The sequence below is a fragment of the Streptomyces sp. NPDC048171 genome (genome assembly GCF_043202655.1).
Taxonomy (GTDB): domain Bacteria; phylum Actinomycetota; class Actinomycetes; order Streptomycetales; family Streptomycetaceae; genus Streptomyces.
This window is the reverse complement of sequence record NZ_JBIDAU010000007.1, coordinates 459,954-482,034: the sequence shown is the minus strand read 5'-3', so window position 1 is coordinate 482,034 and position 22,081 is coordinate 459,954. Positions and strand designations below refer to the sequence as shown.

At 71.4% G+C, this 22,081-nt stretch carries 19 protein-coding genes; 12 read left to right on the top strand and 7 right to left on the bottom strand.

Features of this window, described 5'->3' with window-relative positions:
* The first annotated feature begins 13 nt into the window (after positions 1–13).
* From ACGF3J_RS22315 to abc-f, 6 genes are all read left to right on the top strand, one after another.
* Positions 14–634, top strand: coding sequence for a TetR/AcrR family transcriptional regulator (locus tag ACGF3J_RS22315; protein WP_237552643.1), 621 nt, complete (start codon positions 14–16; stop codon positions 632–634).
* A 36-nt stretch (positions 635–670) separates the two neighbouring features.
* Positions 671–1,813: an acyl-CoA dehydrogenase family protein gene (locus ACGF3J_RS22310; protein WP_161330169.1), complete on the top strand. Its 1,143-nt coding sequence runs from the start codon at positions 671–673 to the stop codon at positions 1,811–1,813.
* 8 nt (positions 1,814–1,821) lie between these two features.
* Complete coding sequence (locus ACGF3J_RS22305; RefSeq protein ID WP_161330170.1) at positions 1,822–2,814, top strand: nitronate monooxygenase family protein; 993 nt, start codon at positions 1,822–1,824, stop codon at positions 2,812–2,814.
* Between the two features lie 535 nt (positions 2,815–3,349).
* The gene (locus tag ACGF3J_RS22300; RefSeq protein WP_346346179.1) at positions 3,350–3,823 is read left to right on the top strand and encodes a lamin tail domain-containing protein; all 474 of its coding nucleotides are present in this window, start codon (positions 3,350–3,352) and stop codon (positions 3,821–3,823) included.
* Positions 3,824–4,031: 208 nt separating this feature from the next.
* Positions 4,032–4,745, top strand: a complete 714-nt coding sequence (locus tag ACGF3J_RS22295; protein ID WP_161330172.1) for a S1 family peptidase — start codon at positions 4,032–4,034, stop codon at positions 4,743–4,745.
* Positions 4,746–4,895: 150 nt separating this feature from the next.
* Positions 4,896–6,548, top strand: a complete 1,653-nt coding sequence (abc-f, locus tag ACGF3J_RS22290) for a ribosomal protection-like ABC-F family protein (RefSeq protein WP_161330173.1) — start codon at positions 4,896–4,898, stop codon at positions 6,546–6,548.
* A 37-nt stretch (positions 6,549–6,585) separates the two neighbouring features.
* Here abc-f and ACGF3J_RS22285 read toward each other — a convergent pair whose 3' ends face one another.
* From ACGF3J_RS22285 to ACGF3J_RS22265, 5 genes are all read right to left on the bottom strand, one after another.
* Positions 6,586–7,065, bottom strand: a complete 480-nt coding sequence (locus ACGF3J_RS22285; protein ID WP_161330174.1) for a thioesterase family protein — start codon at positions 7,063–7,065, stop codon at positions 6,586–6,588.
* Positions 7,062–8,036: a 3-hydroxyacyl-CoA dehydrogenase NAD-binding domain-containing protein gene (locus ACGF3J_RS22280; protein ID WP_161330175.1), complete on the bottom strand. Its 975-nt coding sequence runs from the start codon at positions 8,034–8,036 to the stop codon at positions 7,062–7,064. Before ACGF3J_RS22280 ends, ACGF3J_RS22285 begins: the two co-directional genes overlap by 4 nt.
* 28 nt (positions 8,037–8,064) lie before the next feature.
* Positions 8,065–8,958, bottom strand: coding sequence for a 3-keto-5-aminohexanoate cleavage protein (locus ACGF3J_RS22275; protein ID WP_161330176.1), 894 nt, complete (start codon positions 8,956–8,958; stop codon positions 8,065–8,067).
* 39 nt (positions 8,959–8,997) lie between these two features.
* Positions 8,998–9,855, bottom strand: a complete 858-nt coding sequence (locus tag ACGF3J_RS22270) for a TetR/AcrR family transcriptional regulator (RefSeq protein ID WP_161330177.1) — start codon at positions 9,853–9,855, stop codon at positions 8,998–9,000.
* 96 nt (positions 9,856–9,951) lie between these two features.
* Complete coding sequence (locus tag ACGF3J_RS22265; RefSeq protein ID WP_237552644.1) at positions 9,952–11,532, bottom strand: PHB depolymerase family esterase; 1,581 nt, start codon at positions 11,530–11,532, stop codon at positions 9,952–9,954.
* A gap of 205 nt (positions 11,533–11,737) precedes the next feature.
* Here ACGF3J_RS22265 and ACGF3J_RS22260 point away from each other — a divergent pair, with 205 nt between their 5' ends.
* Both ACGF3J_RS22260 and ACGF3J_RS22255 read left to right on the top strand, forming a co-directional pair.
* On the top strand, positions 11,738–13,063 hold the full coding sequence (locus tag ACGF3J_RS22260; protein WP_161330178.1) for a DUF1800 family protein: 1,326 nt from the start codon (positions 11,738–11,740) through the stop codon (positions 13,061–13,063).
* 51 nt (positions 13,064–13,114) lie between these two features.
* Positions 13,115–14,368: a DUF1501 domain-containing protein gene (locus ACGF3J_RS22255; RefSeq protein WP_161330179.1), complete on the top strand. Its 1,254-nt coding sequence runs from the start codon at positions 13,115–13,117 to the stop codon at positions 14,366–14,368.
* A gap of 15 nt (positions 14,369–14,383) precedes the next feature.
* Here ACGF3J_RS22255 and ACGF3J_RS22250 read toward each other — a convergent pair whose 3' ends face one another.
* Together ACGF3J_RS22250 and ACGF3J_RS22245 are read right to left on the bottom strand one after the other, a co-directional pair.
* Complete coding sequence (locus ACGF3J_RS22250; RefSeq protein WP_161330180.1) at positions 14,384–15,784, bottom strand: cell wall metabolism sensor histidine kinase WalK; 1,401 nt, start codon at positions 15,782–15,784, stop codon at positions 14,384–14,386.
* 3 nt (positions 15,785–15,787) lie between these two features.
* Positions 15,788–16,492, bottom strand: coding sequence for a response regulator transcription factor (locus tag ACGF3J_RS22245; protein ID WP_161330181.1), 705 nt, complete (start codon positions 16,490–16,492; stop codon positions 15,788–15,790).
* 192 nt (positions 16,493–16,684) lie between these two features.
* Here ACGF3J_RS22245 and ACGF3J_RS22240 point away from each other — a divergent pair, with 192 nt between their 5' ends.
* From ACGF3J_RS22240 to ACGF3J_RS22225, 4 genes are read left to right on the top strand one after another with little or no spacing between them, the layout of a single operon-like run.
* Complete coding sequence (locus ACGF3J_RS22240; RefSeq protein ID WP_161330182.1) at positions 16,685–17,989, top strand: ABC transporter substrate-binding protein; 1,305 nt, start codon at positions 16,685–16,687, stop codon at positions 17,987–17,989.
* Positions 17,990–17,999: 10 nt separating this feature from the next.
* Positions 18,000–18,887, top strand: a complete 888-nt coding sequence (locus ACGF3J_RS22235) for a carbohydrate ABC transporter permease (RefSeq protein WP_161330183.1) — start codon at positions 18,000–18,002, stop codon at positions 18,885–18,887.
* Complete coding sequence (locus ACGF3J_RS22230; RefSeq protein ID WP_161330184.1) at positions 18,884–19,702, top strand: carbohydrate ABC transporter permease; 819 nt, start codon at positions 18,884–18,886, stop codon at positions 19,700–19,702. The genes ACGF3J_RS22235 and ACGF3J_RS22230 overlap by 4 nt, the downstream gene beginning before the upstream one ends.
* A complete protein-coding gene (locus ACGF3J_RS22225) occupies positions 19,699–22,080 on the top strand; it encodes a glycoside hydrolase family 3 N-terminal domain-containing protein (protein ID WP_393854517.1) in 2,382 nt (793 codons plus the stop codon). The genes ACGF3J_RS22230 and ACGF3J_RS22225 overlap by 4 nt, the downstream gene beginning before the upstream one ends.
* The last annotated feature ends 1 nt before the right edge of the window (position 22,081 follow it).

The window sequence follows — 22,081 nt, the reverse complement described above, 5'->3', positions numbered from 1 at the left end:
AAGGAAGCACCACATGGGCGTTCAACGCCAGGCCCCGCGCCGCAGGATGGAGCCGGACGCCCGGCGAGCCGAGATCCTCGGCGTCGCCCGCAGGCTGTTCGGGGCCAAGAGCTACAGCACGGTGTCCATCGCGGACATCGCCTCCGAGGCGGGGGTGGCCCGTGCCCTGGTCAGCCACTACTTCGGCGGGAAGCGGCAGCTGTACTTGGAGGTGGTCCGGCAGATGATGGTCGTGCCGGAGTCCGTCTCGCAGCGGCTGCCCCCGACCACCGCGGAAGAGCGCGTATCGATCTGCGTCGACCGGTGGCTCGAGGTCGTCGAACGCAACCGGGAGATGTGGCTGTCCGCGATCGGCCTGGAAGCGCTCGGCAACGACCCGGAGATCGACCAGATCATGCTCGAAGCCGACGAGATCGCGACCGACCGTGTCCTCGAGGCCGCCATGATGGCCGACGTCACCGAGGGCCGGGAGAAGCTCCGGGCGATGATCCGCGCCCACAGCAGCATGCTCAAAGCCGCCTCCCGCGAATGGCTCGTGCGCGGCACCCTCAGCCGCAGCGACCTGCACGTGATGCTCACCCGCACCGTTCTCCACCTGGTCGACACGGTCTATCCCGCCCTGCGCGACAAGTGACTCCACCTTCAGCACCCCTGCCGAGGAGAGAACTCCATGCCCCGAGTCCTGTCAGATGAACGCCGAGACCTGGTCAAGGCGATCGCCGACTTCTGCCGCCGCGAGTGCGGAACGAAGGAACAGCGCGACAAGCTGACCGCGAACGGTCAGGAGCAGCACAACCAGGCCCTGTACGAGAAGATGGCACACCTGGGCTGGCTCGGCATCGCGATTCCGGAGGAGTACGGAGGCGGGGGCCAGGGAATGACCGATCTCTGCCTGTTCCTCCAGGAGACCTCGTACGGGCTGGCCCCCATCAGCGGTTTCGGCACCACCGTCATCGCGGCCTCCGCCTACGAGAAGTTCGGCACCGAGGAGCAGAAGCGCACCGTACTCGAAGGCGTGGCGGCCGGCCGGGTCGAGGCCATCTCGATGTCGGAACCCGGTGCCGGCTCCGACGTGGGCGCCCTGGCCTGCCGTGCGGAACGCACCACCGGCGGGTACCTGGTCAACGGCCAGAAGACCTGGTGCTCCAACGCTCACTTCGCCGACCACATCCTGCTGATCGCCCGCACGGAGCAAGGTGAGTCGAAACACCACGGAATCACCCAGTTCATGGTGCCGGCCGACGCCGACGGCCTCCAGATCAGAGGCATCGACACCATGGGCGGCAAGGACGTCAACGACCTCTACTTCACCGACTGCTTCCTGCCCGACTCCGCGGTGGTCGGCGAGCCCGGACAGGGCTGGACGCAGCTCATGGCCGGGCTGAACCTGGAACGGATGATCCTCGCCGCCCTGATGCTGGGCGTCGCACGACGGGCCTTCGACGACACCCTCACCTATGTCCGCCAGCGCGAACAATTCGGCCGTCCCATCGGCTCCTTCCAAGCGCTCAAGCACCGGATCGCCGACATGGCCACCGAACTCGAATGCGCCCAGTTGCTCCTCGACGACGTCGCCCGTGCGATCGACGCCGAACCCGGTCGGGTGTTCGCGCGCGAAGCGTCCATGGCGAAGCTCAAGTGCACCGAGTTGGCCAAGCACGTGACACTCGAAGGCATGCAGATGATGGGCGGCTACGGATACGCCACGGAATACGGCATGGAAGCCCTGCTCCGTTCGACCGTCGTGTCCACGGTGTACGGCGGCACCAGCGAGATCCAGCGGGACATCATCGGCAAGACCTACGGACTGTAGGGGCCGCGATGCTGACCACACGCTTCTGCGAGACGTTCGGCGTGGAACACCCGATCGTCCAGGGCGGCATGCAGTGGGTGGGCCGGGCGCAACTCGTCGCCGCAGTGGCCGAGTCGGGCGCGCTCGGCTTCCTGACGGCTCTGACCCAACCGACACCGGAGGCGCTCGTCGAGGAGATCGCACGCTGCCGGGAGATGACCGACAAGCCGTTCGGCGTCAACCTGACCATCCTGCCGTCGATCAACCCGCCCCCGTACGACGAATACCGCCGTGCGATCATCGAATCCGGCGTGAAGGTCGTCGAAACCGCCGGCTTCAACCCCGCGGAGCACCTTCCGGAGTTCCGCGCCCACGGTGTCAAGGTGCTGCACAAGTGCACCAGCGTCCGGCACGCGGTGAAGGCCGAGAAGATCGGCGTCGACGGCGTGAGCATCGACGGCTTCGAATGCGCCGGCCACCCCGGTGAGGACGACGTCCCGGGCCTCGTCCTCATTCCCGCGACCACGCAACGGGTGTCCATTCCGGTGATAGCGTCCGGCGGCTTCACGGACGGGCGCGGTCTGGTGGCCGCTCTCGCCCTGGGCGCCGAGGGCATCAACATGGGCACCCGCTTCCTGTGCACTACGGAATCCCCCGTACACCGGCGTGTCAAGGAACAGATCGTCGCCAACAGCGAACTCGACACCGAGCTGATCTTCCGTCCCCTGCGCAACACCGCCCGGGTGGCGAGCAATTCGGTCAGCAGGAAGGTCGTCGACATACTCCACGGCGGAGGCCAGTTCCCGGACGTACGGGAGCTGGTTGCCGGGGCCAGGGGGCGCAAGGTGTTCGAGGACGGGGACCTGGACGCCGGCATCTGGAGTGCCGGCCTGGCCCAGGGCCTCATCGGCGACATCCCGACCGTCCGGGACGTCGTGCGGCGGATCGTGGCGGAGGCCGAGGCGCTCATCTCCGGACGGCTGGCCGCCACCCGCCGGGGGTCACCGACCGGAACCGACTAGGCGACCGGGAAGATGCCGGACATCGCCGACGAGCTGAACCGGTGGGTCGAGCAGGGACGCACCTTCGCTGTGGCCCCGGTGGTGGCCGCCGCGCTCGCTGCCTCCGCACGGGGGGAGGCGGCGGCGGTGGCGCGGGTCGTGAGCGATCACGGCGCCGTAGCGCGCCTGGCGCGGTGCGTTTCTTCACACGTCGGACTCAGGAGAGTGGCCGGCGCTGTTACTCACTTTCGGGTGAACGCTCTCGAGGTGCCGGGGTGGCGTGCCCTGGCGATCCCGGGCCTCGGCCCAACGGACACAAGGGGACACGTGCTTCAGCGGCGTCAACACAGTGCATTCAGCACATAAATGCTCAATACAGGCGAGGGTCACCGGGATGTCGGTGGTTGGTAACACCGTTCACGTCGTCTCCACGAACCGGTCGACCGGCCCGCAATCTGTGAGGGCACGGCCGACCGGCCGCGCAACGCACCACGCACCACCACCCCGGGACCTGGATCCCGGGGCCGGCGGTGCCCGCACAAAGCAGGGGGAACCTGTGTCGAAGTCCATCACCGCCCGCCGCCTGACCGCCGGCGCCCTCGCCGTCGGAGCCCTGACCGCCGCACTCGCGGTGCCGGCGTCAGCCGCCGACCACGAGCGTCAGCGGCCCCGCGTCGAGATCACGGACGTCCAGTACGACGCCCCGGGCCGTGACAACCGCTCCAACCGTTCGCTGAACAAGGAATGGGTGGAGATCACCAACAACACCCGCCGCGCGGTCAACCTGAACGGCTGGACCCTCAGGGGCAAGGACGGTGCCCGCTACACCTTCCGCCACTTCCGCCTCGAAGGCCGCGCCACCGTCCGCGTCCACACCGGAGAGGGCCGCGACACCCGCAAGGACGTGTTCCAGGACCGGCGCAACCACGTGTGGGGCAACCGCTCCGACACTGCCACGCTCCGCAACGACCACGGCCGCTTCGTCGATGACAAGTCCTGGGGCCACCACCGCCACGGTGGCCGCCGCTGACGCCCGAACCCACCGGTGACCGTCACTGCCGGTAAGGAGCCCGCCACCCTGAAAGGGGTGGCGGGCTTCCGCTCGTTCCACCCGCGCGTCATCGGCCGGCGTTCGGGGCGTCGGCCGCGCCTCGGGCGCCGGCTGGTTGGCGGCTTTGGGTCTGACCGCACGGCTCCGCGGGCGCCACAATGGCCAGTACATGACATTGGAGGCCGCCGTGGCTCGCACGCGTTCCGACCGTTCCTCGCCCGTCACCGCAACCGCCGCCGTTCTACTGGCCCTGCTGCTCGGCTGGACCGCCGCCCTCGGTCCGGTGGCCGGCGCCGCGCCGCTTGAGAGGCCGGCCGCCTCCGCGGTGCGCGGCGGAGACGTCCTCTACAGCGCGGGCACCCGCTGCACCGTCGGGTTCAACGCGCGTTCCGGGGCCGCCGAGTACGCGCTGCTGTCGGGCCGGTGTGCGCAGGCGGGCGGCACCTCCTGGTACGCCGACGCCGCCCTCACCGTCCCCGTCGGGGTCACCGCGGGGATCAGCTTTCCCGGCAACGACTACGCGACCGTCCGGTACACCGGCACGACGGTCGCCCGGCCGGGCGAGGTCTCCCTGGGTGCGGGGGCGGGCACCCGCGACATCACCGCCGCGGCCCATCCCGTCGTCGGCCAGTCGGTCTGCCACGTCGGACGCACTACCGGACATCGCTGCGGGATCGTCCAGGCGGTCAACGTCACGGTCAACTACGGCGGAGGGAGCGTGAGCGGTCTCTTCCGGTCCAACATCTGCTCCGAACCCGGGGACGCGGGCGGCCCCGCCTTCTCCGGCACCACCGCGCTGGGCATCATCGTCGGCAGCAGCGGCAACTGCAGCTCGGGAGGGGTCACCTACTACCAGCCGGTGGTCGAGTGGCTGTCGGCGTACGGACTGAGCATCTACTGACCGCCGCAAGCCCAGAGCATCCCCTTGCGACGAGACGCCCCGTCTCGTATGGTGGGGTCATGGCTTTCCTCTTCTTCGTCTGAGTCCGGGCACGGCCCCCGCCGCCGTCTCTGCTGCCCGTAGACCCCTCGAACCACCAGGGAAAGAGCCATGCCCGACCGCGCTCGTACCGTGCTGCCCACCACCGTCCCCGCCGTGGCGCAGCTGTCCGTCAAGTCCGTCACCAAGTCCTACGGCACCCGGACCGTCTTCGACCAGGTCTCCTTCACCGTCCGGCCGGGCGAGAAGGCCGCCGTCGTCGGTGAGAACGGCTCCGGCAAGTCCACCTTGCTGCGGCTGCTCGCCACGGCCGAGACGCCGGACGCCGGGGAGGTCACCGTCCGTTTCCCCGGCGGGACGGGCCATCTCGCCCAGACCCTCGACCTCGACGCCGACCGCACCGTGCAGGACGCCGTCGACCTCGCGCTGACCGAACTGCGCGACATGGAGCGAAGGCTCCGTACCGCGGAGCAGTGCCTCGCCGACGCGACGGACGAGCAGCTGGCCGCATACGGCGAGCTGCTGACCGCTTACGAGGAACGCGGCGGATACGGGGCGGACGCCCGTGTGGACGCCGCCATGCACGGGCTCGGGCTGGCGGGGATCACCCGGCAGCGCCCGCTCGGCTCACTGTCCGGCGGCGAGCAGTCGCGCCTCGCCCTCGCCTGCGTCCTGGCCGCGGCTCCCGAACTGCTGCTCCTGGACGAACCGACGAACCACCTCGACGCGACGGCCGTGCGCTGGCTCGAGGAACACCTGCGCGCACACCGCGGCACCGTCGTCGCGGTCACCCACGACCGCGGCTTCCTGGAGCGCATCGCCACCACGATCCTCGAGGTCGACCGGGACGAGCGCACCGTGCGCCGGTACGGTGACGGCTGGGACGGGTATCGCGCCGCGAAGGCCGCCGCCCGCCGCGGAGCCGAGCAGCGGTACGCGGACTGGGTCGAGGAGGTGGCCCACGCGCAGGAGCTGCTGCAGGCCGCGGGCAGACGGCTGGCCGTCACCGGCCGCGACCCGAAGCAGGGCTTCGGCAAGCACCGCCGCTCCAGCGAGGCGAAGCTCGGCGGGCAGGTGCGCTCGGTGCGGGAGCGTTTGGAGCGGCTGCGGCGCAACCCGGTGGCGAAGCCGCCCGTACCGCTCCGGTTCACGACGGCGCTGCCGTCGGCGGTCGGCGGCCCCGTCCAGGGCACCCTCGCCGAACTCGACGACGTACGGGTCGGGAAACGGCTGCGCCTGGACGGGCTGCTGACGATCGAGCCCGGGGGACGCCTCCTCGTCACGGGTGAGAACGGCGCGGGCAAGACGACGCTGCTCCGCGTCCTGGCGGGCGAACTGCGGCAGGACTCCGGTACGGTGCGCCGGCCCGCCCGCATCGGCTACCTCGCCCAGGAACTGCCCGCGCGGGCCACGCGGCTGCCGCTGCTCGCCGCGTTCGCCGCCGGGCGGCCCGGACTGCCGGAGGAGTACGCCGAACAGCTCCTGTCCCTGGGGCTGTTCCGCGAACAGGACCTGCTCGTGCCCGTGGCCGCCCTGTCCGTGGGGCAGCAGCGGCGCCTGCAGATCGCGACCCTGGTGACCCGGCCCGCGGACCTGCTCGTCCTCGACGAGCCGACCAACCACATCGCACTCGACCTGGCCGAGGACCTGCAGGCGGCGCTCGCGGCGTACCCGGGGGCAGTGGTCGCGGTCTCGCACGATCGCGGCTTCCGGGCGCGCTTCGAAGCCGAGCAGCTGGAACTGCACGCCGGCCGCAGACGCTGACCGGTCGTCGCACACCGGCGCGGGCCGGGCCGCACGGTCAGGTCACGGCACGGATCGAGCGGCCCGCCCAGGACGGGGCCGGTTCGGTCAGCTCCGAGAAGCGGTGCCGGACCGCGTCCGGGAACCCGGCGGCCCGGCCCGCCCGCTGGTCGACGTGGACCGCGAGCAGTTCGGTCGTCGCCACCGGGGCCGCGTCGGGCATCGGCTCCGACCCCGGTTCGGAGACCACGTACATCTCGTGCACGAAGCGCGCCTTGCGTTCCGCCGCTCCCAGTACGCGGGTGCGGACGGCCAGGTGGGTGCCCTCGGGCACCTCCTGGAGGTAGCGGACGTGGGACTCGACCGTGTACAGGGAACAGCCCGTGGCCTCGCGGTAGCCGGAGTCCAGGCCCGTCTCGATCATCAGCGCGTCCGTGGCGTGCCCGAAGACGAGGACGTAGAACGCCTCGCTCATGTGGCCGTTGTAGTCGACCCACTCCGGGCGGACCGTGCTGTGGAACAACGGGAGCTTCGTCACCGGGGGTTCTCCTCGCGGTCCAGGCGGCCGGTGGCGCGCAGCACTTCGACGACCCCCCGGTCGCGTTCGGCCACCAGGTCCGCGATGGAGCGGCCGTCCGCCGCCTCGTCGCAGCCCGCCACCACGGCGTCGTACAACTCCTTGTCCAGCTCCGGCGCTTCGAGGCGCGTCCACGGCGACTTCAGGGACGGGCCGAAATGGTCCAGCATGTGCGCCATGCCGCCCTCGCCGCCCGCGAGCGCGAACGTCAGCATCGGTCCCATCACGGCCCAGCGCAGCCCGGGGCCCTCGGTGATCGACAGGTCGATGTCCCGGACCGTCGCCTCGCCGTTCGCGACCATGTGCAGCGCCTCGCGCCACAGGGCCTCCTGGAGGCGGTTCGCGATGAAGCCCGGTATCTCGTTGTCCATCGTGATCACGGACTTCCCCGCGGCCTCGTAGAAGCGGGAGGCCCAGGCGACCGCCGTCGCGTCGGTGTGCTCGCCGCCGACGACCTCGACCAGCGGGATGAGGTAGGGCGGGTTGAAGGGGTGCCCGACAACCAGGCGCGACGGGTCCGCGGCCGTCGTCTGCATGTCGGTCATCGGATAGCCGGAGGTGGAGGAGGCGATGACGACGCCGGGCGGTGTCGCCGCGTCCAGGCGGGCCAGCAGATCGCGCTTGAGGTCGAGCTTCTCGGGCGCGCTCTCCTGGACGAACTCCGCCTCGGCCACGGCCTGTTCGAGGGTGTCGGTCACGGTGAGGCGGTCGGTCGACGCGCCCTCGGCGAGGCCGAGCGAGGCGAGCGTGGGCCACGCCGCGTCGACCAGGCGGCGCAGCCTCCGGCCGGCGTCGGGCGCCGGGTCCCAGGCGGTCACGTCGTAGCCGCGGGCCAGGAAGTGGGCGACCCAGCCGCCGCCGATGACTCCGGCGCCGACGCAGGCGACCCGGCGGACGTGCTCCGGCGCGGTGAACTCCGGTGATGAGGTCATGAGAGGGATCCTTCGTCGTGGCGGCGGGCTACTTGCGCGGCTTGAGGCCGAGAGTGGCGCGGGCCTCGTCCGGAGTCGCGACGCGCGCGCCGATCGACTCGGTGATGGTCACGGCGCGCTCGACGAGCTGCGCGTTGGTCGCCTTGTTGCCCTTGCCGAGGTACAGGTTGTCCTCCAGGCCCACGCGGACGTGGCCGCCGAGCAGGATCGACTGCGCGACCCACGGCATCTGCATCCGGCCGAGCGCGAAGCTCGCCCATCGCGCGCCGTCCGGCAGCATGTGGACCATCGACTGGAGCACTCCGGGGTCCGCGGGCGCGCCCCACGGGATGCCCATGCACAGCTGGAACACGGTCGGGTCGTCGAGCAGCCCCTCCGCGAGCAACTGCTTGGCGAACCAGAGCTGTCCGGTGTCGAAGATCTCCAGTTCGGGCCGCACGCCCAGCTCCTGGATGCGTCGCGCGCCCGCACGCAGCATGTCGGGCGTCGAGACGTAGAGGTTCGAACCGTCGCCGAAGTTCAGCGAGCCGCAGTCCAGTGTGCAGATGTCGGGCAGCAGGTCCTCGACGTGCGGGAGGCGCTCCAGACCGCTGACGAGGTCCGTGCCGGGGAGGTGGGTGAGCGGGTCGTCCGGGTCGATGACCAGGTCGCCGCCCATGCCGGCGGTGAGGTTGATGACGACGTCGGTGCCGGTCTCCTTGACGCGTTCGACGACCTCCCGGTACAGCTTCGGGTCGCGGGACGGGTCGCCGGTCTCCGGGTCGCGTACGTGGATGTGGACGACGGCCGCTCCGGCGGCGGCCGCCTCGACGGCGCTCCTGGCTATCTGCTCCGGGGTGACGGGGACGTGGGGGCTTTTGCGAACGGTGTCGCCGGCGCCGGTGAGCGCGCAGGTGATGATGACGTTCTCGGTCATGGGCATGCGGGGGCCTCCCGAATTCTGGCTCCGTGGCTGCTGGAACTAGTCGGCCAGGATCGTGTGCGTGACGTGTGTGGTCAGTGCCGCGTGCATCGCGTCCGCGGCGCTGTCGGACGACGGGCCGCTCACCGAGAGGACGTGCGTCGCCAGGCCGTCGATCAGCGCGGTCAGCGTCAGTGCCGCGGCCTGCGGATCGACGTCGGCGCGGAACACGCCCTGTCCGACACCTCGGCGTACGACGTCGGCGACGGTCTCCCGCCACTGCCGGTAGTACTCGGAGTGCAGTCGGCCCACTCCCGTGGAGCGCGCGGCCTCGGCCCACAGGTCGAGCCAGACCGCCCACTGGCGGCGCTGCTGCGCGGTGCGCGGCGTCTGCAGCGCGATGAGCTGGCGCAGCTCCGCCGCCGCGTCGTCCGCCTCGGCGAGACGGGCGGCACGGCGCGCGGTGTCCTCGTCCATGCACCAGCGCACGGCCGCTTCGAGGAGTTCGGCGCGGCCCGGGAAGTGGTAGTGGATCGCGGCGCTGCTGGTGGCACAGGCGCGGGCGATGTCCGCGACCCGCACCGCGTGGAATCCGTGCTCGGCGATCAGCCGGACCGTCTCGCGGACGATCTGCAGTGGTCGCCCGCCCTGGACGTCGGCGACCGGCGCGGTCTCCTTCGCGAGTGGCCGGGCGCCGAGCAGCCAGCCCGCGTCGACGCGGCCCTCGTCGGCGATCCGTGCCAGCTCCGCGGCCGTGAAGCGGCGGGTGCCGCTCAGGGAACGCGAGAGCTTGGAGGGATCCATGACGACACGGCGCGCGAACTCGCGCTGGCTGACGCCCGCGTCCGAGATGACCTCACGGACGCGGGCGGCGGTGTCGGCGGCAGGCGCGCCTTCGATGACGTCGTCGGTTTCCACGGGCCACGACCTTAGAGGCGTGTTGCGGAAAACTCAACAGCGGAAACGACTCACAGCGCGCTGACGTCGTTGTTGAGCTTCTGATTGATGGATCAGTCAGTGGTAGGTGACGGTGAGTTTCGCCTCGGCACCGGGCACGAGGAAGACATACGCCGTGGCGCCGGGGGCGCGGGTGAACCGGAGCTTCAGCTGGGTGGTGCCGGCCGGGTCGAGGGCCCGCAGCCCGGCGCCGGAGAACTCCGTGGAGGACGCGGTGCCCGACGTGAACCGCGGGACGGTGGCGATCCCGGTCGCGGTCGAGGACGCGGACCAGTCCGCGGGTTCGATCGTGCACGCGCCGAGGCAGCCGGTCTGCGCGTCCACCGTCAGGGAGTTGGCGGCGGGGTTCCCCCACGGATCGCCGCTGCCGCTCGCGTGCGTGACGGACAGCCTGGCACTGTCGACGACCGCGTCGTCCGGGAGCGAGGAGGTGTCGAAGGAGAGCACCGCCCGGTTGTGCCTGCCGTCCGCGCCCCGGCCCACGCCCAGCCCGTAGAGGGACTCCAGCGTGCCGACCGCCGGGCCGGCGCCGTCCGCGCCCGCCTTGACGTAACCGTCGCGGCTGTCGTCGTTCGCCAGGGTCACCGTCCGGGTACCGGGGTCCGGGCCGGGATCGGTTCCCGCGTCGAGGCCCCAGAACCGCGTGATGTGGTGCGCGGCGCAGACGTTCACGTCGAGGACGTAGGCGGCGGCCCGTCCGCACTGGCCGCTTCCGCTGCCCGGGTCGACGGGCTGGCCGTGACCCATGCCGGTGATCTCGAACGACTCGACGACCGGGCGGCCCGTGGCGTCCTCGTAGACCAGGTGCGGGTAGCCGCCGACGGTGTCCGAGGTCTCCGGGGTGGTGTCGGTGCCGTGGACGTCGGTCCACTGCTCGACGAGTTCGCGCCGGTTCACGGGTGCCACCGTGGTGTCGGTGGTGCCGTGCCAGACGGACAGGGTCGGCCACGGGCCGCCGTGGGACGAGGCGCCGCGCACCAGGTCGCCCCACTGCGCGGGCGTCCGGTCCGAGCCGGGACTCATGCAGCCGAAGGCCTGGGTCAGGCTCGTGGCGCACCGCGACGGGATCCCGGCGACGACCGCGCCGCCGTCGAACCGGTCGGGATACGCGGCCATCATCGCGGACGTCATGGCCCCGCCGGCCGACAGCCCCGTGACGAACGAACGGTCCGCCGCCACTCCGCTGTCGGCGCGCATCCGGTCCATCATCTGGACGATGGAGAGAGCCTCTCCGGAGCCGCGCGATGTGTCGCCGTTCTCGAACCAGTTGAAGCACGAGTTGGCGTTGTTCGCGCTGCGCTGCTGGGGGAGCAGCAGGGCGAACCGCAGACGGTCGGCCATCTCCGTCCAGCCCGTCTCGTCGTCGTAGGCGGCCGCGTTCTGCGTGCATCCGTGCATCGCGACGACGAGTGGACGGCCTGCCGGCAGGCCGTCCGGGACGTACCGGAACATCTGCAGGTTGCCGGGGTTGGAGCCGAACCCGGTCACCTCCTGGAGTCCGGCCGCGCGGGCGGTTCCCGCGGGCACGGACAGGAACGCCGCCGCGGCGATCAAGACGGTCAGCAGGGCCGCCCAGACACGGACGCCGCCTCGCGCCGGCGGCGGCATGGCTGACGGAGACGGATGGGTGTGGGACATCGCAACACTCCTACGGACCTGGGGAATTGTGACGTGGATCTCACCGGTTGGCTGGACAGTAGGACCGTCCCTTCGACGCGACGACCGGTTCGGACCACACACGGAGCCCTCGCTTGCTGTGCCGAAGGCACATGGCTCCGGACTCCCACCGATTTCCCACGCGCATCGCACGTGATGGTGACGGCGCGCGGGCACCGTGGGGGCCATGGCGACACTGGACGAGCAGGCCCGGGTACTCCGCTTGCTGCAGCGCACCGGCTTCGGGGGTGGCGGGGAGGCCGTCCCGGCGCAAGGCGGCGCCGGGGAAGGGTGGGATCAGACACTGGAGCGGGTCCTCGATCCCGCCGACGACCCCGATGCCCCGTCACCGCCCGATCTCGGCCCGCTGCCCGAGCGCGGCAAGGCCGGCGACAAGACCGCCGACGGCCGGCGGCAGGCCTATCGGAGTGCCGTCCGCGAGCAGCGCGAGGAGCTGACGATCTGGTGGCTCGACCGGATGACCGCCACCGGGCGGCCGTGGATCGAGAAGCGGACCCTGCTGTGGCACGACCACTGGGCGACGTCGATCCAGAAGGTCAAGTCCGGCAGGGCGATGCTCGCGCAGAACCAGACACTCCGCAGGCTAGGCGCGGGAGAGTTCCGGACGATGGCGCGGGCCATGGTCCAGGACCCGGCCCTGATGCTGTGGCTCGACGCCTCGGGCAACACCGCCGAAGCACCCAACGAGAACCTCGCCCGCGAGCTGATGGAGCTCTTCGTACTCGGCGTGGGCCACTACGAGGAGGAGGACGTGCGGCAGGCAGCCGCCGCGCTCACCGGCTGGAGCGTGGACCGCCGTGGGGACGGCGACTGGAGCGCGCGCTTCCGTCCCCAGCGGCACGCCGACGGCGCACAGACCGTACTCGGCAGGCGGACCGACTTCACCGCGACGGCGCTGGTGGATCATCTGGTTGCCCGGCCCGAATGCCCGCGCCACGTGGCCTCCCGGCTGTGGGCGCGACTGGTCTCGGCCGACAGCGGCCCCTCGGACGGCAGCCTCGACCGGATCGCCGCCGCCGGTGACCTGACCGCCGTGGTGCGGGCAATCTTCGACGACCCGGCGTTCGCCGATTCAGCGAACGTCGTCGTCAAGCAGCCCGTGGAGTACGTGGTGGGCACGCTGCGCGCGCTCGGCGTCCGGCCGGCCCGCCTGGAGCGGAAGGCCCGCGGACAACTCCTGCGGACGCTGAGCGGTCTCGGTCAGGTGCCCTTCGCACCGCCCAGCGTCGGTGGTTGGCCGCACGGCACCGCATGGCTCACCACGGCGGCGGCCCGCGTGCGCATCGGCTTCGCGCAACAGGCCGTACGCCAGGGGGACCTGAGCGCGGTGGAGAAAGCGCCTGCGAAGGAACGCCCCGAGGTACTGGCCCGACTGCTCGGCGTGCACCGCTGGAGCGAACGCACCGCCGCTGTTCTCGCCGGCGCGGCGGGCGAGCCGGACCGCGTCGCGGCGATCGCCCTGACCGCGCCCGAGTACCTCGTGCACCCGTGACTCCCGCTCACTGCCCGACGCACCGATCCGCACGCCGTGAAGGAGTACCCGGTGGACACCTGGACCCGACGCAAGTTCCTGACCACGAGCGGCGTGACCGCGGGAGCCGCACTGGCGGCGGGCGCCACGGCGTACACCGTCGACCAACTGCTGGCCTCCGGTGCTGCCGAACCCCGGGCCACCGATGCCAAGGTCCTCGTCCTCGTGACCCTGTACGGCGGCAACGACGGCCTGAACACCGTCGTCCCGGCCTGGGACAAGGCATACCACGACCTGCGTCCCGACCTCGCCTACGGTGAGGACGAAGTGCTGCCGCTCGGGGAGGAGTTGGGGCTGAATCCCGGCATGAAGGGCTTCAAGGGGCTGTGGGACGACGAGCAACTGGCCGTCGTCCGGGGCGTTTCGTACCCCCGCCCCGACCACAGCCACTTCCGCTCGATGTCGATCTGGCAGACCGCCTCGCCCTCCGGCCCGCTGCCCACCGGCTGGCTCGGCCGCTGGCTGGACACGGCCGAGGACCGCGACCCGCTGCGTGCCGTGTCCATCGGCGCCACCCTGCCTCCGCTGCTCGCCGGGGAGAAGACGGCGGGCGCCGCCGTACAGCTCGGAGGTGCCCGGCTCGCCGCGCCCTGGCAGCGGGTGTGCAAGGAACTGGCGGTGGCTCAGGAAGGTGTGCACCCGTTGCAGGCCCGTGCGGCGGCTTCCCTGGGGGACCTGAACACGGTGGTGAGCCGGTTCGGAGGCCGGTCGCGCGACGACGACACCGGTGCTCCGCAGGACCCCGACGAGCCGCGCGACGACACGGACGGTGAGGACGACGGTGGCGGCTCGGCCGGATCGCAGGGGCAACTCGCGGCCCAGCTGGCGGTGGTGGCCGAGGCGATCCGCACGGGCGCGCCGACCCGGGCGTACAGCGTGAGCCTCGGCGGCTTCGACACCCACGCGGCCGAGAAGAACACCCAGTCGCGGCTGCTCGGCCAGCTGGACGACGCCGTCACCGGCTTCCTGCGGCAGGTGCGCGGCGAGAACGTGGTGGTCGCCGTCTACTCGGAGTTCGGGCGCCGCGCCCGCGCCAACGCGAACCAGGGCACGGACCACGGCACTTCGGGCCCCGTGCTGATCCTCGGCGAACCGGTCCGCGGCGGCTTCTACGGCGATCAGCCGAGCCTCACCGGGCTCCAGGACGACGACCTGGCCACGACCACGGACTTCCGGGACGTGTACGCGACGCTGCTGGCGCGGGTGCTCGACGCCGACCCCGGGCGGATCCTGGACGGACACGACCGGACGCTGGCCTTCCTGTAGCGACCGCCGGGGCGGTCACGCCCGCGCGGGGGCGGGCAGGCGCACGGTCACCCGGGTCCCGCTCCCGACCGTGCTCGCGACGTCGACCCGCCCTCCGTGGGCATCCACGACCGCCGCCACGATGGCGAGGCCGAGACCGCTGCCGTGGCCGCCGCGAGCCCGATCGGCACGGTAGAAGCGATCGAACACCTTGGGCAGCGACTCGGCCGGGATACCCGCACCGTCGTCCGCCACGGTCAGCTCCGTCGAGCCGTCCTCCGCCGTCCGCACGGTCACCCGGGCCCCGGTTCCCTCGGCCGTGTGGGCGCGGACGTTGCCGAGCAGGTTGTCCACGACACGGCGCAGTTGCTCCCCGTCCCCCTCGACCACGGCCGGCCGCTCGGCGTCCAGCGCGACGGGGTACCGGGGAGCCGCCGCCCGAGCCGCGGCGACCGCCGCCCGCGCCACCTTCGTCACGTCGACGGGGAGCCGCTCGGGCGCCCGTACCGTGTCGAGGCGGGCGAGCAGGAGGAGATCGTCCACGAGTCGGCGCATCCGCAGCGCCTCGTCCGTGATGCCGTCCATGGCCCGGCCGAGGTCGGCGGGATCGCCGAGCGCCCCCTGAGCGTGCAGATCCGCGTAGCCGAGGATCGCCGTCACCGGTGTGCGCAGCTCGTGCGAGGCGTCGGCGACGAACTGGCGCAGCCGGCCCTGGGTCGCCTCCTGCTCGTCCAGCATGGTGTTGAGCGCGAGGCCGAGCCGGCCCACCTCGGTGTCCTCGTCCGCCGGCGCGACGCGGAGCCCGCCGTCCCCGCCCGCGATGGCGTCGGCGTCCCGCGCCATCGACTCCAGGGGCCACAGCCCGCGCCGCAGCAGCCACAGACCGGACACGGCGAGCAGTACGAGCGCTCCGGCGGTCGCGGCGCCTTCCACCAGCAGGAGCCGGTGCAGCGTGCCGTCGACCGAGGACAGCGGCACGGCGGTCACCAGTGTGCCGCGGCGCTCGGGCAGCGGACGGGTCAGCAGCCGGTAGTCGGGGCCGCCACCGTTTTCGGAGGCCACCGTGACCGGGGCGCCGGCCGCGTCCTCCGGCTTCTCCGGCACCCGCGGCGGCGCGTCCCCGGGATCACGCAGGCCCGGTGCCAGCGGTGCCACGTCGCCGTTCGGCCGGCGGATCTCGATGAAGTACTCGGAGACGCCGAGCATCCGTGCATCCGCCGCGAGCCCCTGCGCGGGAGGTCTTCCGTTGCGTATCTGCTTGACGACCTGCGCCTGCACCCCGCGCAACGACGTGTCCGTGCGGTCCAGGAGATGGTCCCGCAGGGACACGTACACGACCGCGTCCAGGGCGGCCAGGACCACCGCGGTCAGCGCGAGGACCGCGAGCAGCAGCCTCCCCCGCAGGGACCGCGGTGGCCGGGACCCCGCCACGGCCATCGGTCACGCCTCCGGCGCGCGCAGCACGTAGCCGATGCCGCGGCGGGTGTGGATCAGCGGCCGGCCCCGCGAGTCGATCTTCCTGCGCAGGTAGGAGATGTACGACTTCAGCACGGCCGTGTCCCCGGTGCCGTACTCCCATACGCGGTCCATCAGTTGCTCGTGGGTCAGCACGCGGCCCGCGTTGGCGAGCAGATGGTGCAGCAGCCGGTACTCGGTCGGCGACAGCTCCACCAGGTGCCCGGCCCGGCGCACCTCGTAGGCCACCGTGTCCAGCTCCAGGTCCGCGCACCGCAGTACGGTGCGTTCCGCCGTGCCGCCCGGACCCTCGACGCGGCGCAGCACCGCGCGCACCCGGGCGGCGACCTCCGCGAGCCGGAACGGCTTGGTGATGTAGTCGTCCGCGCCCAGGTCGAGGCCGCCGACGACGTCCTCCCCGCTCTCACGCGCCGTCAGGAACACCACCGGTACCCGTTCGCCGCCGTCGGCCGCGAGCCGCCGGACCACTTCGAAGCCGTCGAAATCCGGCAGCATCACGTCGAGCAGCACCAGATCGGGCCTGCGTTCGCGCACTCTGGCGAGTGCTTCCCGGCCACTGGTCGCCTCGGCCACGTCGTAGCCGAGGAAACGGAGCGAGGTCGCGAGCACGTCGACGATCGCCGGTTCGTCGTCCACCACCAGCAGATGCCTGCCGTCACCTTCCCGCATCCGCCCATCCTGCCAGCCCTCGCCGCGTTCCGGCGCGCCCGGGGTACCGGCAGGCCCTTCGAAACTGTCGGAAGCGATCGATAACGAATTGAGTCCGCGTCTGCACGGCCATTGACCAAGATTCCCGTCTGACTTTACTGTCCGACACCATGAGCTTTCGGTGACGGCACCGAAACTTTCGAAAGGCAGACGATGAAGAAACGTGCGCGCTTGCCCGGACTCGTCGCCACCGCCGCGACGCTCGCCCTGACGCTGAGCCTGTCGGCCTGCGGCGACGGGAACGGCGGGGCGTCGTCCGACGACGGCAAGATCCATGTTCTGGTCTACGGGGACGCGAGCAACAAGGTCGAGCAGCAGATCGTCGACACCTTCAACAAGACGTCCGACGTCAAGGCCGTCCTCGACACCATCCCCGGTGCCGACTACCAGAAGAAGCTCCAGACGATCATCAGCACGCCGCAGGCACCGGACGTGTTCTTCAACTGGGGCGGCGGCAGCATCAAGCCGTTCGTCGAGGCCGACCTGCTGCTGCCGCTCGACGGCCTCATCGAGAAGGACCCGGACCTCGAGAAGAAGTTCCTGCCGTCCGTCTTCGAGAGCGCCGTCGTCGACGGCAAGCCGTATGGCGTCCCGATGCGCGGCACCCAGCCGGTCCTGCTCTTCCACAACAAGAAGGTCCTCGACGACGCGGGCGTCGCGCCGCCCAAGACGTGGGACGAGCTGCTCGACGCGGTGGAGAAGCTCAAGGACGAGGGGGTCACACCGATCGCGCTCGGCGGCGGCGACGTCTGGCCGACCCAGATGTGGTTCCAGTACCTCTACGACCGCACCGCCGGACCGGAGTTGTTCGCGAAGGCCGTCGGGGGCGACAAGAGCGCCTGGGAGAGCGCGGAGAGCAGGAAGGCCCTGGGCATGATCAAGGAGCTGGTCGACACCGGCGCCTTCGGCAAGAACTACGACTCGGTCAAGTACACCAACGGCGGCTCGGTCCAGCTCGTGGCCTCGGGCAAGGCCGGCTTCGAGCTGATGGGTTCCTGGTACTACTCCCAGCAGCTCACGGACCACGAGGAGTTCGCCCGCAAGGACCTCGGATACAGCGCCTTCCCGACCGTCGAGGGCGGCAAGGGCGACCCGGCCGCCGTCGCGGGCAACACCAACAACTACTACTCGGTGATGAAGAAGACCAAGCATCCCGAGGCCGTCGCCGAGTTCCTGAAGCTCATGTACTCCGACGAGTTCGTGAAGGCGCAACTGGACATCGGCAACCTGCCGACCACGACCAACACCGACAAGTTCATCGACGGCTCGGGCACCCCCGAGTACTCGCGCTTCCAGTACGACCTCGTCGCCGACGCCCCGTCGTTCCAGCTCTCCTGGGACCAGGCGTACCCGCAGAAGGCGAGCTCCGACATGCACAAGGCCATCCAGCAGTTCTTCAACGGACAGCTCGACACGGACGGCTTCATCAAGGCCATGCAGGCCCTCCCGACCGACTGACGAACGGCCCATGACCACACAGACCACGAGCGCCCGGCCCGGCTTCGTCTGGGCGCTGCCCGCCGCAGTGTTCTTCGCCCTCTTCGCGATCGTGCCGCTGATCATGGTGGCGGTGCTGTCCTTCATGAGCTGGGACGGCATCAGCCCGCCCGAGTTCGTCGGCACGGACAACTGGTCGCGCCTCGCCGACGACCCGGTCATGCTCGACAGCGTCTGGCTGACCCTGCTGCTGACCGCGCTCGGCGTGGCCCTCCAGACCCCGCTGAGCATCCTGCTCGGCGTCTGGGCCGCCGGGCACCAGCGCAACCGCGCCGTCCTGTCGGTCATCTACTTCATCCCGCTGCTGCTGTCCGCCACGGCCGTGTCCGTGCTGTGGCGGGCGCTGCTCGACCCGAACTTCGGCATCCCGGCCGACGCGACCTGGCTGTTCGGCGACGGAAACCTGTTCGGTGAGCAGGCCACCGCCATCGGGGTCCTCGCGTTCGTCAGCACCTGGCAGTTCACCCCGTTCCACACGCTGATCTACCAGGGTGCCGCCCGCGCCGTCCCGCAGGTGCTGTACCAGGCGGCGGAGGTCGACGGGGCGGGCCGCTACCGGCAGTTCTTCCACATCACACTGCCGCAGCTGCGCACCGCCATGATCACCTCGATGATCCTGATGATCGTCGGCGGCCTGACCACGTTCGAGACGGTCCTCATCCTGACGCAGGGCGGCCCCGGCACCGACACCACGATCAGCGCCTACTACATGTACGACAAGGCGTTCAAGAGCTTCGACTACGGCACCGGCTCCGCGATCGCCCTGGCCCTGGTCGTCGCGGCCACGGTCATCTCGCTGATCGTCGTCCGGGTCTCCGGCTACGACAAGATGCGCAGTTCCATGGAGGGTGTGTCATGAGGCGCCGACCGAACTACCTGGCCGGCGCCGGCTCGCTCGTCTGGCTCCTCCTGGTCGGCCTGCCGCTGTACGTGCTGCTCGCCGCGACCCTGCGCACCCGGCAGGACTACGCCGAGCACGGTCCGGTGTCGATACCGGACAGCTTCACCCTGGACAACTACACCGGCGCCTTCGACTCCGGCTTCGGCCGGTACTTCCTCAACACCCTCGTCGTCACGGCCTGCGTGGTCGGCCTCGTCCTGCTGCTGGTCCCGCCCCTCGCCTACGCCATCGTGCGCAGCCGCGGCCGGGCCACGTCGGCGGTCTTCCGGCTCTTCCTGCTCGGCCTCGCCATCCCCGCCCAGGCGGTGATCGTGCCGATGTTCTACCTGATCAGCGAGGCCGGGCTGTACGACAATCTGCTCGGCGTCATCCTGCCCACGACCGCGTTCTGCCTCCCGATGTCGGCGCTGATCCTCAGCGGCGCCATGCGGGACATCTCCCCGGAGCTGTTCGAGGCCATGACCATGGACGGCGCCACCCCGCGGCGCATGTTCTTCCAGCTCGTGGTGCCGCTGTCGCGCGGCGGACTCTCCACGATCGTCGTGTTCTCCGCCCTCCAGGCGTGGAACGGCTTCCTGTTCCCGCTCGTCCTGACCCAGTCCGACGCCACCAAGGTCGTCACCCTGGGCCTCTACAACTTCCAGACCGAACACGGCATCGACATCCCCGGCCTGCTGGGAGCCGTGGTGCTGTCCATGGTGCCCGTCCTGCTCGTCTACCTGTTCGCCCGTCGCGCCCTGGTCCAGGGCCTGATGGGCGTCGGAGGAAAGTGATCCACAACGTGGCGGTTGAGACCCACCCCGAAATCCCCCTCTGGAACGACCCCGCCCTCTCCGTCACCACCAGGGTGTCCGCGCTCATCGAGGCGATGACCCCCGAGGAGAAGATCGCCCAGCTCTACGGCGTCTGGGTCGGCGCGTCCGACGAGGGCGGAGACGTAGCCCCCCATCAGCACGACATGGAGGAGGCGGTCGACCTCGACGCGCTCCTGCCCACCGGCCTCGGCCAGTTGACCCGGCCCTTCGGCACCGCCCCCGTCGACCCGGCGCTCGGCGCGCTCTCGCTGCTGCGCACCCAGGCCCGCATCGCCTCGGCGAACCGCTTCGGCATCCCCGCCGTCGCGCACGAGGAGTGCCTGGCGGGCTTCGCCGCCTGGGGCGCGACCGCCTACCCCGTCCCGCTGTCCTGGGGCGCCACCTTCGACCCGGACCTGGTCCACCGCATGGCGTCCGCCATCGGCCGCGACATGCGGTCCGTCGGCGTCCACCAGGGCCTCGCACCCGTCCTGGACGTGGTGCGCGACGCCCGCTGGGGCCGGGTCGAGGAGACCATCGGCGAGGACCCGTACCTCGTCGGCACCATCGGCACCGCCTACGTGCGCGGCCTGGAGGGCGCCGGTGTCGTCGCCACCCTCAAACACTTCGCCGGCTACTCCGCCTCCCGCGCCGGACGCAACCTCGCGCCCTCCCCGATGGGCCCGCGCGAGCGCGCCGACGTCCTGCTGCCGCCCTTCGAGATGGCGGTCCGCGAGGGCGGCGCCCGGTCGGTGATGCACGCCTACACCGACACCGACGGCGTTCCCGCGGCCGCCGACGAGGACCTGCTCACCGGGCTGCTGCGCGACACCTGGGGCTTCGACGGCACCGTCGTCGCCGACTACTTCGGCATCGCCTTCCTCAAGACCCTGCACGGCATCGCCGCCGACTGGGCGGAGGCCGCGGGCGCCGCGCTGCGGGCGGGCGTCGACGTCGAGCTGCCCACCGTCAAGACGTTCGGCGCGCCCCTGGTGGAGGCGGTCGCCGCCGGCCGGGTCCCCGAGAAGGTGATCGACCGCGCCCTGCGCCGGGTGCTCACCCAGAAGGCGCTCCTCGGGCTCCTCGACCCGGACTGGAACCCGGTGCCCGCCGCACTGGACGGCGCGGACCTGGACGACCCGGAGGCCCTGCGCGGCCGGATCGACCTGGACGGGCCCCGCAATCGCGAACTGGCCCGCACCGTCGCCGAGGAAGCGGTCGTGCTGCTGAGCAACGACGGCACGCTGCCCCTCGCCCGGCCGCGCCGCATCGCCCTGGTCGGACCCAACGCCGACGAGCCCACCGCCGTACTCGGCTGCTACTCCTTCCCCCAGCACATCGGCGTCCACCACCCCGCCACCCCGGTCGGCATCGACCTGCCCACCCTGCGCGCCACCCTGGCCGCGGAGTTCCCCGACACCGAGTTCACGCTCGCCCACGGCACGGGCGTCGACGACGGCGACGTCTCCGGCATCCCCGAGGCCGTCCGCGCGGCCCGGGAGGCGGACGTCGTCGTCGCCGTCCTGGGCGACCGCGCCGGACTCTTCGGACGCGGCACCAGCGGCGAGGGCTGCGACGTCGAGTCGCTCGCCCTGCCCGGCGCCCAGCAACGGCTCCTCGACGCCCTGCTGGACACCGGCACGCCGGTGGTCACGGTGCTGCTCGCGGGCCGGCCCTACGCGCTGGGCCGGGCCGTGACGGAGGCCGCCGCGATCGTGCAGTCCTTCTTCCCCGGAGAGGAGGGGACCGCCGCCCTCGCGGGCGTGCTCAGCGGGCGTACCGCTCCCTCCGGCCGGCTGCCGGTCAGCGTGCCCCGCGGAGCCGGTGCGCAGCCGACGACCTATCTGGGGGCGCGGCTCGCCCACGCGAGCGAGGTGTCCAGCATCGACCCGACGCCTGCCTTCGGCTTCGGGCACGGCCTCACGTACACCACGTTCGCCTGGAGCGACCTCGCGGTGGACGTGGAACAGGCGCCCACCGACGGCGAGTTCTCGCTGGCGCTGACCGTCCGCAACACCGGCGAACGGCACGGCACCGAGGTCGTCCAGCTCTACCTGCACGACCCGGTGGCCTCCGTCGTCCAGCCGGTTCAGCGCCTCGTCGGCTACACCCGGGTGCCGCTGGCGCCCGGCGAGGCCCGCAGAGTCCGCGCCGTCGTCCCGGCCGACCTCGCCTCCTTCACGGGACGCGACGGCCACCGGGTCGTCGAACCCGGCGCGCTGGAACTGCGGTTCGCCGCGTCCAGCACCGCGCCGCCCCTGACGGCGACGGTCACCCTCACCGGTCCGCCACGGCGGGTCGACCACACACGGCGGCTGCACGCGGTCTTCGGTCAGGAACCGTCGGCGGGCGGCTGAG

What these genes read in the sequence shown, in the direction of transcription:
- ACGF3J_RS22315 (WP_237552643.1), top strand. Translation starts at nt 14, where the DNA reads ATGGGCGTTCAACGCCAGGCCCCGCGCCGCAGGATGGAGCCGGACGCC.
- ACGF3J_RS22310 (WP_161330169.1), top strand. Translation starts at nt 671, where the DNA reads ATGCCCCGAGTCCTGTCAGATGAACGCCGAGACCTGGTCAAGGCGATC.
- ACGF3J_RS22305 (WP_161330170.1), top strand. Translation starts at nt 1,822, where the DNA reads ATGCTGACCACACGCTTCTGCGAGACGTTCGGCGTGGAACACCCGATC.
- abc-f (WP_161330173.1), top strand. Translation starts at nt 4,896, where the DNA reads ATGCCCGACCGCGCTCGTACCGTGCTGCCCACCACCGTCCCCGCCGTG.
- ACGF3J_RS22280 (WP_161330175.1), bottom strand. Translation starts at nt 8,036, where the DNA reads ATGACCTCATCACCGGAGTTCACCGCGCCGGAGCACGTCCGCCGGGTC.
- ACGF3J_RS22275 (WP_161330176.1), bottom strand. Translation starts at nt 8,958, where the DNA reads ATGCCCATGACCGAGAACGTCATCATCACCTGCGCGCTCACCGGCGCC.
- ACGF3J_RS22265 (WP_237552644.1), bottom strand. Translation starts at nt 11,532, where the DNA reads ATGTCCCACACCCATCCGTCTCCGTCAGCCATGCCGCCGCCGGCGCGA.
- ACGF3J_RS22260 (WP_161330178.1), top strand. Translation starts at nt 11,738, where the DNA reads ATGGCGACACTGGACGAGCAGGCCCGGGTACTCCGCTTGCTGCAGCGC.
- ACGF3J_RS22250 (WP_161330180.1), bottom strand. Translation starts at nt 15,784, where the DNA reads ATGGCCGTGGCGGGGTCCCGGCCACCGCGGTCCCTGCGGGGGAGGCTG.
- ACGF3J_RS22245 (WP_161330181.1), bottom strand. Translation starts at nt 16,492, where the DNA reads ATGCGGGAAGGTGACGGCAGGCATCTGCTGGTGGTGGACGACGAACCG.
- ACGF3J_RS22240 (WP_161330182.1), top strand. Translation starts at nt 16,685, where the DNA reads ATGAAGAAACGTGCGCGCTTGCCCGGACTCGTCGCCACCGCCGCGACG.
- ACGF3J_RS22235 (WP_161330183.1), top strand. Translation starts at nt 18,000, where the DNA reads ATGACCACACAGACCACGAGCGCCCGGCCCGGCTTCGTCTGGGCGCTG.
- ACGF3J_RS22230 (WP_161330184.1), top strand. Translation starts at nt 18,884, where the DNA reads ATGAGGCGCCGACCGAACTACCTGGCCGGCGCCGGCTCGCTCGTCTGG.